Source organism: Salinimicrobium maris, assembly GCF_049680855.1.
GTDB lineage: Bacteria > Bacteroidota > Bacteroidia > Flavobacteriales > Flavobacteriaceae > Salinimicrobium.
Genome location: NZ_JBMPGS010000001.1, coordinates 1,025,482 through 1,038,627, shown reverse-complemented (window position 1 = coordinate 1,038,627; position 13,146 = coordinate 1,025,482). Strand labels below are relative to the sequence as shown.

Sequence of the window (13,146 nt, the reverse complement as noted above, 5' to 3'; positions counted from 1 at the left end):
GTAAAATTCAAAATCCCTTTATTTAGGATTTGGAATTTTAGGTTTTAAAATTAAAATAACTTCCCGAACGTTTTTAAAGAACGGGAGTAACATAAAAAGATAAATCATGTCAGTTTTAGTATATACAGAATCAGAAGAAGGAAAGTTTAAGAAAACGGCTTTTGAAGTCGCTTCCTATGCCAAAGGTGTTGCCGATAAAATGGGCACTACGGTTACTGCAGTTGCTTTTAACGCAGACGACACTTCAGAACTTGCAAAATACGGTGTGAGCAAAGTCCTGAAAATCAACAACGACAAGCTTTCCAAATTTAACGCCGAGGCTTACGCAGATGCGCTAAAGCAAGCCACCGAAAAAGAAGGTGCCAAAGTTGTGGTGCTTAGCCAAAGCGCAAACGCAAAATATCTTGCACCTCTATTAGCAGTTCATTTGGGAGCAGGTTATGCTTCAAACGTGGTTGCCTTACCAGAAAACACCGATCCATTACAGGTGAAAAGAACGGCTTTTACAAATAAAGCCTTCAATATCACCCAGATCTCCACCGATGTTAAAATCATAGGAGTATCCAAAAATGCCTTTGGATTAAAAGAAGATCAAACAGAGCTTTCAGAAGAAGAGTTTAGCCCTTCTTTGGCTTCCGAAGATTTTTCTGTAAACGTGGTTTCCGTAGACAAGGCAGCAGATAAAGTGACTATTGCCGATGCAGAAATTGTAGTTTCGGGAGGCCGTGGACTCAAAGGCCCCGAGAACTGGGGAATGATTGAAGATTTGGCCGAAACCTTAGGCGCCGCGACTGCATGTTCAAAGCCTGTGAGTGATATGGGCTGGAGACCGCATAGTGAACACGTAGGCCAGACAGGTAAGCCGGTGGCAGCGAATCTCTATATCGCCGTAGGAATTTCTGGAGCGATTCAACATCTGGCGGGAATCAACGCTTCTAAAACGAAAGTGGTAATCAACAATGATCCTGAAGCTCCTTTCTTTAAGGCTGCAGACTACGGTATCGTGGGTGATGCCTTCGAGATCGTACCAAAGCTTACCGAAAAATTAAAGGAATTTAAGGCGAATAACGCATAATTTTTATAAATTGCGAGCCGATTTAAAGGGCTGTCTAAATTAGGTTTATCGCCCTATTTAGACAGCTTTTTTTTATTTTTGCAGTATGAGTTTAGTGCGCCTTAACATTAAAGGAATATCTTACAGTCAAACCCAGAATGGAGCTTATGCCCTTATTTTGAGTGAGGTAGACGGAGAACGAAAATTACCCATTGTAATAGGAGCTTTTGAAGCACAATCCATTGCCATTGCGCTGGAGAAAGAAATTCGTCCGCCGCGGCCCCTTACCCACGATTTATTTAAAAATTTCTCAGATAGATTCGAAATTGTAGTAAAGCAGGTGATCATCCACAAACTTGTGGACGGGGTATTTTATTCCAGCCTCATTTGTGAAAGGGACAAAATAGAAGAGATCATAGATGCCAGAACGAGCGATGCCATTGCACTCGCTCTGCGTTTCCAGGCACCAATTTTCACTTATAAAAACATACTTGACAAAGCAGGTATTTATTTAAAAGGCGACGCCAAACAAGAGGAAGAGGAAAAAGAAAGCATCATAGCCGATGAACTTTTTTCTGATGAAATTGAAATTAAATCAACCGATACAGATTACAAGAAGCTATCATTAAGCGAACTCAATAATATGCTTGACAACGCCGTAAAGAGTGAAGACTACGAAAAAGCGGCACGCATAAGAGATGAAATCTCTAAACGAAAATAATTTCTATTTCATGAAAAAATATTGGTGTTGCCTCCTTCTGATCTTATTCGGAACAACCTCCAAAATCCTGGACTCCGGAATCTGTCGAAGACAGCACAAATCTGGCACTTTTCAACATCGATGAGGAAAACGATTTCCTAAACTTACAGGATGGTAGTTTTGAATACTCCCTGCATGGAGAAAACATACAAAATGCTTCGGGAGATTACGTTTACCAAAATGATGTACTCATATTCTTTTACGATTCTCCCCGGGACAGCGTTCAAAATTTTAGAGTAACCGAATTAACCGATAGCACTCTTGCGCTTTCAGGCAATAACCGTTTTTATAGTTTTAGGGCAATGCCACAGGAGATGAGTGTGGAAGAAGCGATACCTGCCGAAGTGGGAAAAAATCTTATCCCAAACCAGGGGATTTCTTTTACCAGTATCTGGAGAGGAGCCCTGGGCATGATCTCCCTTATTTTTATTGCTTTCATCTTTAGCAGTAACCGAAGAGCAATCAACTGGAAAACCATAGGAGTGGGAATACTCGCTCAGCTCCTGCTGGCCGTAGGGGTCTTAAAAGTGGAATTTATTCAGAACATTTTTGAATTTGTGGGAGGTATTTTTGTGCTTATCCTGAATTTTACTGCAGAAGGTAGTGAATTTCTTTTAGGCGGTATGATGGATGTGGAAAGCTTTGGCTTCATCTTCTTGTTTCAGGTTTTACCCACCATAATCTTCTTTTCTGCTTTAACATCTGTCCTCTTCTACCTGGGAGTGATCCAGATTGTGGTAAAAGGAATGGCCTGGGTTCTCACAAAATTAATGGGTATTTCAGGTCCTGAAAGTTTAAGTGTCGCAGGAAACATTTTTCTGGGACAAACAGAAGCCCCGCTAATGATCAAGGCTTACCTTGAGCGAATGACACGCTCAGAAATCCTGCTGGTAATGGTGGGTGGTATGGCCACGGTTGCCGGCGGAGTTTTAGCTGCCTATATCGGTTTTCTGGGAGGTGACGATCCTGAGCTGCGTTTGCAGTTTGCAGAACACCTTTTGGCAGCATCTGTAATGGCCGCACCGGGAGCCATCGTGGTTTCCAAAATATTATATCCACAACAGGAAAAAGTAAATTCAGATGTTGAAGTTTCTTCGGAAAATATTGGTTCAAATTTCCTGGATGCCATTGCAAACGGAACTACCGAAGGACTAAAACTTGCCGCCAATGTGGCCGCAATGCTGCTTGTTTTCATCGCCTTTATCGCCATGATCAATTACGTGCTTGGTGTGATTGGAGATGTTACAACCTTAAGTGCAGTGATTGCAGAACACACACCCTATGCCGGGCTATCCCTGGAATCCATCTTGGGAACCATTTTTGCCCCACTTATGTGGCTAATTGGTGTAGCTACGGAAGATATGATGCTCATGGGACAACTCCTGGGAATCAAACTCGCCGCAAGTGAATTCGTGGGATATGTTCAATTAGCCGAATTAAAAAATCCTGCCAACTTGCTTAGCTTCAACTATCAGAAATCGGTAATTATGGCGACTTATATGCTCTGCGGATTTGCAAATTTTGCCTCTATTGGGATACAAATTGGCGGGATTGGTTCGCTTGCTCCGGGCCAGCGAAAAACCCTTTCCGAATTTGGGATGAAAGCCGTTCTTGGCGGTACAATCGCCTCGCTTCTTTCTGCTACGATCGCAGGAATGATCATTGGTTAAAAAGGTGCTTTTACCGGTTCGTTTTCAACTTTAATAAACGGATAAATCGACCGTATCGCTACCAGGATTAGCTTCTTGTATATTTGAGTAAAACCACGTCCTAACGACTGTAATACTATCATTAAGGGTTTGGAGTTTCAGCATTTTATAATGGAAATTATCAATGAAAGTACTTAAAGATCGCTAGGCTTACTTTTTCATGAATAACTCTTTAAAATGCTATTTTTGAAGTAAAATATTCTTTATTGTCCTTCAGTTTTCTATTTTAGCAGCTTTAGAACCGGTAAAATTTTCTTCTGAAAATGCCGTTTTTATGTATTAATTTGTCTCCGGAATTTCTTCCTCTTAAGCATAATAATTATGAAACAATACCACGACCTTATAAAGCACGTACTTGAAAATGGGAATGAAAAAGGCGACCGCACCGGCACCGGGACGAAAAGTGTTTTTGGTTACCAGATGCGGTTTGATCTTAGCGAAGGATTTCCAATGGTCACTACCAAAAAACTGCATTTAAAATCTATTATTTATGAGCTCTTATGGTTCCTGAAAGGTGACACCAACATTAAATACCTTCAGGAAAACGGCGTGCGTATCTGGAATGAATGGGCAGACGAAAATGGGGATCTTGGCCCTGTTTACGGAAAGCAGTGGAGAAATTGGAACAGTGAAGAAATTGACCAGATCTCTGAAATTATAGAGACGCTTAAAAAGAACCCAAATAGTCGAAGAATGTTGGTTTCGGCATGGAATCCTTCAGTCCTGCCAGATACTTCTAAATCATTTTCAGAAAATGTTGCGAACAACAAAGCGGCTTTACCGCCATGCCATGCATTTTTTCAGTTTTATGTAGCAAATGGAAAACTCTCCTGCCAGCTTTACCAGCGCAGCGCTGATATTTTCCTCGGCGTACCGTTCAATATTGCTTCTTATGCCTTGCTTACGATGATGATCGCGCAGGTTTGCGGTTATGAAGCGGGAGATTTCATCCACACTTTTGGAGATGCACACATCTACAACAACCACATGGATCAGGTACAATTGCAACTTTCAAGGGAGCCGCGGGAATTGCCAACCATGAAAATAAATCCGGAGGTGAAAAGCATTTTTGATTTTACTTTTGAAGATTTCAGCCTTGAGAATTACGATCCGCATCCTGCTATTAAAGGCCAAGTTGCCATTTAAAAATTCTAATCATGAAGAAACCCACAACATTTAAACGCGATCAATTGTTAATCCTTTTTCTCTTTTTCTCCTGCTTTACGTTATCCTTAAGTGGACAGGAACATGAAATTGCTTCAAACGAAGTTGATTCTAATGCCTATGTAACAGACTTTGACACACCCGCATATCTTACAAAATGTGAAGGAAAGAAAAATGTTAGAGAATGCACTTCAAAAAGGATCATGAATTATGTGTTCAGGGAAATAAAAAGTAGAAAGTTTATCAAGAACAGCGGCTTTTATACTACCGAAGTAAATTTCATTATCGGTAGTGATGGTACCGTTAGTAATATACAAAGTAGTGGCACGAATACCGAATTTAACCGTGAAGCGGAAAGAGTTGCATCAGTACTGCCTTCTTTTGTTCCTGCTACCAAAGATGGTGAAAATGTATCGGTAAAATATGTACTCCCCATTAGCATGCAAATCAATAAATAAAATTTATTAATAATACCTTGTAGAATGCTGCGAAATTTATCTCGGCATCTCCAGGTCTATAGTTCAGGAACCTGAAAAAAGTTTAGGCTCCTGAACTCTCGTTTAAAACAGGGTGCTATCCCAATCTTTTTCTCTTAAAAAATTACTTCTTCCAAATTTTTTGTACATAAATCCTCTTCTAATTTACAGAAGGAACAGGTTTTTTTTGAATTCTCCAATTAACCTCTTAAATTGGGAAATCTAAGGCACCTCAAGCTCTTTCGATGGTGTGAAAAATCATTTATTAATTAAATTTTTAACCGAATTATGAAAAGGATTTTACTAATTGCCTGCTTTTTAATTGGCGGAATTGGAATGACGAACGCACAGCAAACTTCTCCCGTATGGCCGGGTTGTGAAGATGCTGAAGACGTAGGCGATTGCTTTAACCAAAAACTTTCAGCTCATGTGAGTCAAAATTACCAGTATCCCATGAATGACAATAATGAGTACGTTCGTGGCGAAGTCAAAATCTCTTTTGATGTCACTGAAGAAGGCAAAATCAAAATAAATTCTATTGAAGGTGACAAGCCCGAGGTAAAACAGGCAGCACGCGAAATGATCAACAAAATCCCCAAAATGAAGCCGGGAACCCTTAATGGTGAACCCGATGCCCGAACCTTTACTTCTACCTATAGATTTTAGAGCATCTTCTTAATAATGTTTTAACTAGAGGATCTCGTTAAAATCGTAAATTTGAAGGAAACACGATGTTGTTTCCTTTTTTTATGTTCGGTTTTTAAATCGTCAAGACCAGGATTCAGGCTCAATTGTAGTAGAAAACTTTTTTCCATGAATAAAAACGCCCAGTCACCAACTCTCAGCGGATTTCATAATGATGTGCTTGAAGGTCTTTCAGCTTTTCCGAAGAAATTAAGTTCCAAATATTTTTATGACCAGAAAGGGGATAAATTATTCCAGGAAATCATGAACCTGCCCGAATATTATCTCACCAACCTGGAGTATGATATTCTGGAGCAGAATAAAGAAGAAATTGCAGCAGCATTTATGGCCGAGGAAGGCTTTGACCTTATTGAACTCGGCGCGGGCGATGGAAAAAAAACCAAGGTCCTGCTCAGGTACCTTCAAAAGGCAAAGATGAATTTTCAATATGTGCCTGTAGACATTAGCCATAACGTCCTGCAGGAACTTTCCGAAAGTCTGACTGAGGAATTTCCTCAACTTTCTGTCGCACCACAGCAGGGAACCTATACCGAGGTATTGGAGCGCCTAAAAGAATATAACAGCCGAAAAAAAGTAATTATGTTCCTTGGTTCTAACCTGGGAAATCTTGTGCCCGAAATGGCAGTAAAATTCCTGAAAAAGATAAAAGATTCCATGCACCAGGATGACATCTTTTTTGTGGGGCTGGACCAGAAAAAACATCCGCAGAAAATTCTGAACGCTTATAACGATCCTTCGGGGGTGACAGAAGCTTTTAACAAAAACCTCCTTAGCAGGATCAACAGGGAACTTGATGCCGACTTTGATGTAGATAGTTTTTTGCACTGGCCGGTTTACAATCCCGAATCTGGCACTACAGAAAGTTTTTTAGTAAGTAAGAAAGAGCAAACAGTCCAGATAAATTCTCTAAATTTAGAAGTACATTTTGATGCCTGGGAGAGCATTCACACCGAAGTTTCCCAAAAGTACGATACCCATTCTGTCAAATGGCTCGCAAAAGAATCTGGACTGGAAATCACCGGAAGCTTTTCGGACAGCAAAGAATATTTTAAAAATTTCTTATTCACTAAAAGCAGTTAAAATGAAAGCGATTTGGAACGGAACAGTCTTAGCAGAAAGCAATAACACCAAAGTAGTGGAAGGAAATCATTATTTTCCGCCCGAAGCCATCCACGACAAATATTTTCAGTTAAGTGAAACGCATACCACCTGCCCCTGGAAAGGAAGAGCTTCTTATTTTACTATCCAGGTGGGAGACGAGAAGAACGAAGATGCAGCCTGGTATTATCATCATCCCAAAGATGCTGCAAAAGAGATCAAGGATCATGTGGCATTTTGGAATGGCGTAAAGGTGGAAGAATAAAATATTAAAAAAAATCTTCCTGAAAATCTATTTTCTGAAGCTTTTGATGGCTTTTAAAAGCTTTTGCAGCTCTTCGGAAGTATTAAAATAGTGAAAACTTACTCTTATCCCTTCCCCGCGCTGGGAACAAATGATCTTTTTACTCCTTAAATGCTGAAATAGCGCTTCATCGCCTTTAATATTAAAAATCGAGGAATGAAATGCCCTTTTTGACACCTCAGGTTGCAAAAGGTTCTCCTTTTCAAAGGCTTCTTTTGCTTCAGAAGCGATTGCTTTTACACTTTTTTCTATTTCCTTTATTCCTATTTTCTGAATAAATTTAATTGCCGCCATTAAACTCCCGAAATTAAGGGTATCCTGATGTCCCGGTTCAAACCTGCCAATAAAATTCCCTTCCTGCGGCTTGTACTTTCCCTGAAGCGATCCAAAACCTGCATTTTTAGGATGAACTTTGCCGGTCACAGATTCCTTGAAAAGAAAAAAAGCATTTCCGTATCCCGCATTCATCCATTTATAGGTACTGGCGCCTAAAACGTCAATACCCGAGGCTGCAAAATCAAATTCCTCTGTCCCGCAATATTGTGTTCCATCGGCTACAATAAGAAGTTCAGGATGCTCATTTTTGAGCTTTTTCAGAAATTCGAGGTCAATTTTAATTCCGTTGATCCATTGCACAATACTAAGAGCGAAAACATCTGGTTTTTCAGATTTTACCACTTCCGCAATGTTCTCTTCCAGGTGCTCATTGATCTTTGCATAACAGGTTTTAAAATCTCTTGCTTCTATCGCCCAGTTGATGGACGGGTAATCATTCTCCAGCAAAAGCACCTTTTTTCCCGGCGGAAGGCCTTCTGCCAGAATATTGAAACCATAGGAGAAATTTGGCGTGAGCGCCACGTGGTTTGGCTGACAATTAAAGAACGAACCTACGGTTTTTCTAACATCGGCAAGAAATGCATCCTGATTTTCTTTAAAAATGCTTCCGGAGATCAGGAAATCGAGATCATGATTCTGCCGAAAGTCAAGCAGATCTTCAGAAATCAAACCTGAAGCAGCCGTATTCAAGTAAGTATACTGCTCTAAAAGGGGGAATGGTTTTCTAAAATTATTCATAAGCACTGAGGATTCCGAAGTAAAAACAATAAATTTGAATGAATTTCATCTAAAATACTCCTTTATTATGTCTTATAAAAAGAATAAAAACTCCATTGATCCTGAACAGCGGGAGATGATAGAAAAGGCCCAGGAACGTGCGAAACAGAAGAAAAGGCTTATTCAGCATTTTATATTTTTCCTAATAGGTTCTGTCATTTTTATTATTCTAAATGCTTTCCTGGAATATGGAAAAGATATTCAACCCTTCGGAATTGACTGGTTTGTATGGGCAATCATTATCTGGGGAGTGATTCTACTCCTGCACGCCTACAATGTTTTTGTGACCAACCGGTTTTTAGGCAAGGACTGGGAGAACCGGCAAATTGAAAAGCTGGTGGCAAAACAAAGAAAAAAAATAGATGAACTTCAGCAAAAAGTCGAAAGAGAACATCCGCTTACAAAAAATACCGGTACGAACACAACGACTCCCACTTCGCCAAAACCCGGAATTGATCCCGATAAGCCTATAAATTCTTAGAAATGCCTGAAGTAACCCTCATAGCCGCAGCCGGCGAAAAAAACGAATTAGGAAAAGACAAGGATTTGGTGTGGCACCTGCCAGATGATTTCAAGCGCTTTAAATCTTTAACCACCGGGCACTATATTATTATGGGAAGAAAGACTTTTGAAACCTTCCCAAAACCCCTGCCCAACCGCACCCATGTGGTGATTACCCGTAAAGAAGACTACAATCCAGAAGCTGCTATTGTGGTGCATTCGCTGGAGGAAGCCTTGGAAACTACTAAAGAAGATGCGCAGCCGTTTGTAATTGGCGGCGGCGAGATCTACAAACTTTCTATGGAAAAGGCCGACAAAATCGAACTTACGCGCGTCCACGGCAGCTTTGATGCAGACACCTTTTTCCCTGAAATTGATGCTGAAAAATGGAAATTGGTTTCCTCTACTTTTCACGAAAAAGACGAGCGCCACGATTTCTCATTTACGTATGAAACTTATGAGCGAAAAAGGGGATCTTAGAAGCATTTTCTCCGGAATTGAAACAAAGGAAAATTTCAGGATTTCCGGAGCTAACTCACTTGCCGGCGGAAGCATCAATGAGGTGTATCTTCTAAAAACAACTGCCGGAGAAAGAGTGCTCAAGATCAACGACAGCGATAAATTCCCGGAGATGTTTAAAGCAGAAAAAGAAGGTTTGACAGCCCTCAAAAACAGCAAAACAATTGATGTTCCTAAGGTATATTCCTGCGGAAAAAGCGGCAAATACTCGTATCTTTTGCTTGAATACAAAGCAAAAGGCTCTAAAGCACCCGATTTCTGGGAAAAATTTGCTAAAAACCTGGCAGCGCTGCACCAAACGACTTCAGGAGAATTCGGGTTTTATGCTTCCAATTATATTGGGAGCCTTCCGCAGTATAACGGGAGAGAAAAATCGGCAGCAGATTTTTACATCAATCAGCGGCTGGAACCACAGCTAAAAATGGCATCTCAGCGTGGATTTTCTTTTAAAAACACCAACAGAATCTTTAAAAATATTTCCAAAGAGATCCCTGCAGAACCCCCGGCATTGATCCACGGTGACCTTTGGGGCGGCAATTACCTGGTAAACGAGCAGGGTGAGCCTTGTCTTATTGACCCGGCGGTTTGTTACGGCCCAAGAGAAATGGACCTGGCCATGATGAAACTTATTGGAGGGTTTTCAGAAGAAGTTTTTGAAAGATACAATGAGTATTACCCTTTAAAAATGGGGTTTCAGGAGCGAATTCCGTTGTGGCAATTGTATTATTTACTGGTGCACCTAAATATTTTTGGCAGCAGTTACCATTCTCGCGTCAAAAGTATTCTTGACTCCTATTCCTAAGAAAACTTAACACAAGAACCTTTTTCTTTAGCAGTTCTTTAGCTCATATCGCAATATAATCCTCTTATATTTAATTGGATAACTAAAAAATGAATTATGAGTACAGAAAATTATAGTAATACTGAAGCTAAAGAAAAATTGAAATCCCTCGCAGAAGATATAAAGTTTGCCATGATGGTAACAGGATTTCAGGATAAGCCACTTGATGCCATTCCAATGTCTACGAAGAAGGTAGACGATGCGGGAAACATTTGGTTTCTTAGTTTACGAAGCAGCGAACATAACCAAAATATAGAAAGAACGGGTGCGATACAGTTGTTGTACAGTAAACCATCAGACATGGAATTTTTGAGCGTTTACGGTACCGGGGAAATAGTTACTGAAAAAGAAAAGATCAAAGAATTATATGACAGCGCCGATGACAGCTGGTTTGACGGCGCAGATGATCCGCAGGCAACCGCCATTAAATTCACCCCTTCTGAAGCTTATTACTGGGACACCAAAGACAATAAGTATGTTTCCCTCTTGAAAATGGGAGCCGCTGCCATTACCGGTAAAGATCAGGATGTTGGTAAAAAAGGGAAACTGAATCTATAAACCGGGTGAAACATTGAAAAGACCTTGTAACCCACCATGGTTATAAGGTCTTTTTATTTTTTTAATTTAGCCGAATAAAATATTTCATGATGAAAGCATTTATTTTTCCCGGCCAGGGAGCACAGTTTAAAGGCATGGGGCAAGATCTTTATGAACAATCTCCGCTTGCCAAAGAGCTCTTTGAGAGAGCGAATGAGATCCTGGAATTCTCCATTACAGATATTATGTTTACAGGATCTCTTGATGACCTGAAGCAAACCAAAGTTACCCAACCTGCAGTATTCTTGCATTCGGTAATTTTAAGCAAGGTTTTAGGAGATTCTTTTAAACCAGATATGGTAGCCGGTCATTCGCTGGGGGAAATTTCGGCACTGGTTGCAAACGGTACCCTCGAGTTTGAAGACGGATTGAAAATGGTTTCTAAAAGGGCAAAGGCGATGCAGAAAGCCTGCGAACTTGAAGAATCTACCATGGCAGCCGTTCTTGGGCTTGAAGACCATATAGTGGAAGCGATTTGCGCAGACACTCGTGGGGTGGTAGTTGCTGCAAATTATAACTGCCCGGGACAGCTTGTTATTTCCGGAGACCTGTTAGCAGTGGAAAAAGCCTGTGAGGAATTAAAAGAAAGAGGAGCACGCCGTGCCATGATCCTTCCGGTTGGAGGTGCATTTCATTCTCCCTTAATGGAACCGGCAAGAGAGGAACTGGCAGCAGCTATTGAAGAGACAGAGTTCAAAAATCCCTCCTGCCCCATTTATCAAAATGTAAGCACCTTTGCGGTCACAGACCCTTCAAAAATCAAGGAAAACCTGATGTTCCAGCTTACAGCACCCGTGAAGTGGACACAAAGTGTTCAAAATATGATCAAAGACGGCGCGACAGAATTTATAGAAGTGGGACCAGGTAAAGTCCTTCAAGGCCTTGTAAAGAAAATTGACCGTAATGCGCAAGTTTCTTCTGCAGAAGTTTAGATTTCTGGTTATAAAAAATTAAAAATCCGGTGAAGGAGAACTTCACCGGATTTTTAATGCATTATTTTCTGGCTTTTCTAGTTTATAAAACTTCCCCTCTTTCATGACAAAAATGGCATTTTTCGAGGGGCCTAATAATTTCTGCATGCACTCTTACTGATTAACAAAAGCTATAACCTCTGAAGTAATGTAATTAATTTGCTCGTCATCAAGTTCTGTGTGCATAGGTAAAGAAATTACCTCCTTTACAAGTTGATTGGTCACGGGAAAATCACTTTCATTATATCTCTCATCCTTGTAAGCATTCTGGCTATGGAGTGGAATTGGATAGTACACTCCGCAAGGAATTCCTTTTGCATTTAAATGCTGTACCAGCGCGTCTCTTTTCCCGTTTAGGATTTTTAGGGTATACTGGTGGTAAACATGTGTATCCGCGCTACTTTGGGTAAAAGGAGTAACGATATACTCCTGGTCTTTAAATGCTTCTGAATATTTTTTGGCTGCCTCTTGCCGCGCCTTATTGTAACTATCAAGCTTTGGAAGTTTTGCTCTCAATACCGCCGCCTGAATACTGTCAAGTCGGCTGTTGACACCTACTACATCGTGGTGGTAACGCTCGTACATCCCGTGGTTCACAATCCCGCGGATGCTGTGTGCCAGCTCGTCATCATTCGTAAAGATGGCACCACCGTCTCCATAACAGCCCAAATTTTTCGAAGGGAAGAAGGAAGTAGAGGCAACATGCCCTAAAACTCCTGCTTTTGCTTTCTTACCGTCTTTAAAATGGTAATTGGCACCAATCGCCTGCGCATTGTCTTCAATGACATACAGGTTGTGTTCTGCAGCAATTTCCAGAATTGCATCCATGTTAGCAGTCTGCCCGAAAAGATGCACCGGTACTATGGCCTTGGTTTTAGAGGTGATGGCTTTTTTAATTGCTTCAGGATCAATATTAAAGGTATCGGGTTCTACATCAACCAAAACAGGAGTTAGCTGCAAGAGTGCAATAACTTCTACGGTTGCTGCAAAAGTGAAATCGGCAGTAATGACCTCATCTCCGGGTTTTAGACCCAATCCCATCATCGCAATTTGAAGGGCATCGGTACCGTTGGCACATGGAATCACGTTCTTTACATCAAGATAATCTTCCATTTCCTTCTGAAATTGCTGTACTTCAGGACCATTGATAAATGCAGTGGAATCTATAACTTCTAAAATCGAAGAATTCACCTGCTCTTTTATTTCTTCGTATTGACCCTTAAGATCAACCATTTGTATTTTCTTCATTCCATGTTTTTATAGGACCACGAAAATACGAAATATCACTCCTTTCGCCAATGCAATTTTTCTAATTTAGCAGTCAAATAACAGCC

General features: G+C 40.6%; 16 protein-coding genes. 13 read left to right on the top strand and 3 right to left on the bottom strand.

Going from position 1 to position 13,146, the window contains the following annotated elements:
* The first annotated feature begins 106 nt into the window (after positions 1-106).
* The 3 genes from ACOV1Q_RS04920 to ACOV1Q_RS04910 all read left to right on the top strand — a co-directional run bounded on the left by ACOV1Q_RS04920 (position 107) and on the right by ACOV1Q_RS04910 (position 3,484).
* Positions 107-1,075 carry an electron transfer flavoprotein subunit alpha/FixB family protein gene (locus ACOV1Q_RS04920; RefSeq protein WP_424493247.1) on the top strand — a complete coding sequence of 323 codons (969 nt, stop codon included), beginning with the start codon at positions 107-109 and terminating at the stop codon, positions 1,073-1,075.
* A gap of 85 nt (positions 1,076-1,160) precedes the next feature.
* Positions 1,161-1,775 (top strand): bifunctional nuclease family protein, encoded by a 615-nt coding sequence (locus ACOV1Q_RS04915; RefSeq protein ID WP_424493246.1) that lies wholly within the window; start codon positions 1,161-1,163, stop codon positions 1,773-1,775.
* Between the two features lie 101 nt (positions 1,776-1,876).
* Positions 1,877-3,484, top strand: a complete 1,608-nt coding sequence (locus ACOV1Q_RS04910) for a NupC/NupG family nucleoside CNT transporter (RefSeq protein ID WP_424493398.1) — start codon at positions 1,877-1,879, stop codon at positions 3,482-3,484.
* Here the strand turns inward: ACOV1Q_RS04910 and ACOV1Q_RS04905 are convergent.
* Positions 3,481-3,606 carry a hypothetical protein gene (locus ACOV1Q_RS04905; RefSeq protein ID WP_424493245.1) on the bottom strand — a complete coding sequence of 42 codons (126 nt, stop codon included), beginning with the start codon at positions 3,604-3,606 and terminating at the stop codon, positions 3,481-3,483. The two genes, ACOV1Q_RS04910 and ACOV1Q_RS04905, sit on opposite strands and share 4 nt — an antisense overlap.
* Positions 3,607-3,844: 238 nt before the next feature.
* On the opposite strand from ACOV1Q_RS04905, the gene ACOV1Q_RS04900 reads away from it, so the two are divergent.
* The 5 genes from ACOV1Q_RS04900 (at position 3,845) to ACOV1Q_RS04880 (ending at position 7,231) form a co-directional block, all read left to right on the top strand.
* The gene (locus ACOV1Q_RS04900; RefSeq protein WP_424493244.1) at positions 3,845-4,669 is read left to right on the top strand and encodes a thymidylate synthase; all 825 of its coding nucleotides are present in this window, start codon (positions 3,845-3,847) and stop codon (positions 4,667-4,669) included.
* Positions 4,670-4,680: 11 nt separating this feature from the next.
* The gene (locus ACOV1Q_RS04895; protein WP_424493243.1) at positions 4,681-5,145 is read left to right on the top strand and encodes an energy transducer TonB; all 465 of its coding nucleotides are present in this window, start codon (positions 4,681-4,683) and stop codon (positions 5,143-5,145) included.
* Positions 5,146-5,451: 306 nt separating this feature from the next.
* Positions 5,452-5,829 carry an energy transducer TonB gene (locus ACOV1Q_RS04890; protein ID WP_424493242.1) on the top strand — a complete coding sequence of 126 codons (378 nt, stop codon included), beginning with the start codon at positions 5,452-5,454 and terminating at the stop codon, positions 5,827-5,829.
* Between the two features lie 147 nt (positions 5,830-5,976).
* A complete protein-coding gene (gene egtD / locus ACOV1Q_RS04885; protein WP_424493241.1) occupies positions 5,977-6,948 on the top strand; it encodes an L-histidine N(alpha)-methyltransferase in 972 nt (323 codons plus the stop codon).
* A 1-nt stretch (position 6,949) separates the two neighbouring features.
* The gene (locus tag ACOV1Q_RS04880; protein WP_424493240.1) at positions 6,950-7,231 is read left to right on the top strand and encodes a DUF427 domain-containing protein; all 282 of its coding nucleotides are present in this window, start codon (positions 6,950-6,952) and stop codon (positions 7,229-7,231) included.
* Positions 7,232-7,258: 27 nt separating this feature from the next.
* Here the strand turns inward: ACOV1Q_RS04880 and ACOV1Q_RS04875 are convergent, their stop codons facing one another.
* Positions 7,259-8,344: an aminotransferase class V-fold PLP-dependent enzyme gene (locus ACOV1Q_RS04875; RefSeq protein WP_424493239.1), complete on the bottom strand. Its 1,086-nt coding sequence runs from the start codon at positions 8,342-8,344 to the stop codon at positions 7,259-7,261.
* A 67-nt stretch (positions 8,345-8,411) separates the two neighbouring features.
* On the opposite strand from ACOV1Q_RS04875, the gene ACOV1Q_RS04870 reads away from it, so the two are divergent.
* The 5 genes from ACOV1Q_RS04870 to fabD all read left to right on the top strand — a co-directional run bounded on the left by ACOV1Q_RS04870 (position 8,412) and on the right by fabD (position 11,773).
* Positions 8,412-8,864, top strand: a complete 453-nt coding sequence (locus ACOV1Q_RS04870) for a 2TM domain-containing protein (RefSeq protein WP_424493238.1) — start codon at positions 8,412-8,414, stop codon at positions 8,862-8,864.
* Between the two features lie 2 nt (positions 8,865-8,866).
* Positions 8,867-9,364: a dihydrofolate reductase gene (locus ACOV1Q_RS04865; RefSeq protein WP_424493237.1), complete on the top strand. Its 498-nt coding sequence runs from the start codon at positions 8,867-8,869 to the stop codon at positions 9,362-9,364.
* The gene (locus tag ACOV1Q_RS04860) at positions 9,342-10,205 is read left to right on the top strand and encodes a fructosamine kinase family protein (RefSeq protein ID WP_424493236.1); all 864 of its coding nucleotides are present in this window, start codon (positions 9,342-9,344) and stop codon (positions 10,203-10,205) included. Before ACOV1Q_RS04865 ends, ACOV1Q_RS04860 begins: the two co-directional genes overlap by 23 nt.
* 96 nt (positions 10,206-10,301) lie before the next feature.
* Complete coding sequence (locus ACOV1Q_RS04855; protein ID WP_424493235.1) at positions 10,302-10,802, top strand: pyridoxamine 5'-phosphate oxidase family protein; 501 nt, start codon at positions 10,302-10,304, stop codon at positions 10,800-10,802.
* Positions 10,803-10,891: 89 nt separating this feature from the next.
* Positions 10,892-11,773, top strand: coding sequence for an ACP S-malonyltransferase (gene fabD / locus ACOV1Q_RS04850; RefSeq protein WP_424493234.1), 882 nt, complete (start codon positions 10,892-10,894; stop codon positions 11,771-11,773).
* A 153-nt stretch (positions 11,774-11,926) separates the two neighbouring features.
* Here fabD and ACOV1Q_RS04845 read toward each other — a convergent pair whose 3' ends face one another.
* Positions 11,927-13,060 carry a DegT/DnrJ/EryC1/StrS family aminotransferase gene (locus tag ACOV1Q_RS04845; protein ID WP_424493233.1) on the bottom strand — a complete coding sequence of 378 codons (1,134 nt, stop codon included), beginning with the start codon at positions 13,058-13,060 and terminating at the stop codon, positions 11,927-11,929.
* Positions 13,061-13,146 lie beyond the last annotated feature (86 nt).

Excerpts from the sequence above, each read along its gene's own strand:
- ACOV1Q_RS04855 (WP_424493235.1), top strand. The coding sequence starts at position 10,302 with ATGAGTACAGAAAATTATAGTAATACTGAAGCTAAAGAAAAATTGAAA.
- ACOV1Q_RS04880 (WP_424493240.1), top strand. The coding sequence starts at position 6,950 with ATGAAAGCGATTTGGAACGGAACAGTCTTAGCAGAAAGCAATAACACC.
- egtD (WP_424493241.1), top strand. The coding sequence starts at position 5,977 with ATGAATAAAAACGCCCAGTCACCAACTCTCAGCGGATTTCATAATGAT.
- ACOV1Q_RS04845 (WP_424493233.1), bottom strand. The coding sequence starts at position 13,060 with ATGAAGAAAATACAAATGGTTGATCTTAAGGGTCAATACGAAGAAATA.
- ACOV1Q_RS04870 (WP_424493238.1), top strand. The coding sequence starts at position 8,412 with ATGTCTTATAAAAAGAATAAAAACTCCATTGATCCTGAACAGCGGGAG.
- ACOV1Q_RS04900 (WP_424493244.1), top strand. The coding sequence starts at position 3,845 with ATGAAACAATACCACGACCTTATAAAGCACGTACTTGAAAATGGGAAT.
- ACOV1Q_RS04905 (WP_424493245.1), bottom strand. The coding sequence starts at position 3,606 with ATGATAGTATTACAGTCGTTAGGACGTGGTTTTACTCAAATATACAAG.
- ACOV1Q_RS04890 (WP_424493242.1), top strand. The coding sequence starts at position 5,452 with ATGAAAAGGATTTTACTAATTGCCTGCTTTTTAATTGGCGGAATTGGA.
- ACOV1Q_RS04915 (WP_424493246.1), top strand. The coding sequence starts at position 1,161 with ATGAGTTTAGTGCGCCTTAACATTAAAGGAATATCTTACAGTCAAACC.
- ACOV1Q_RS04860 (WP_424493236.1), top strand. The coding sequence starts at position 9,342 with ATGAGCGAAAAAGGGGATCTTAGAAGCATTTTCTCCGGAATTGAAACA.
- ACOV1Q_RS04865 (WP_424493237.1), top strand. The coding sequence starts at position 8,867 with ATGCCTGAAGTAACCCTCATAGCCGCAGCCGGCGAAAAAAACGAATTA.
- ACOV1Q_RS04920 (WP_424493247.1), top strand. The coding sequence starts at position 107 with ATGTCAGTTTTAGTATATACAGAATCAGAAGAAGGAAAGTTTAAGAAA.
- fabD (WP_424493234.1), top strand. The coding sequence starts at position 10,892 with ATGAAAGCATTTATTTTTCCCGGCCAGGGAGCACAGTTTAAAGGCATG.
- ACOV1Q_RS04875 (WP_424493239.1), bottom strand. The coding sequence starts at position 8,344 with ATGAATAATTTTAGAAAACCATTCCCCCTTTTAGAGCAGTATACTTAC.
- ACOV1Q_RS04895 (WP_424493243.1), top strand. The coding sequence starts at position 4,681 with ATGAAGAAACCCACAACATTTAAACGCGATCAATTGTTAATCCTTTTT.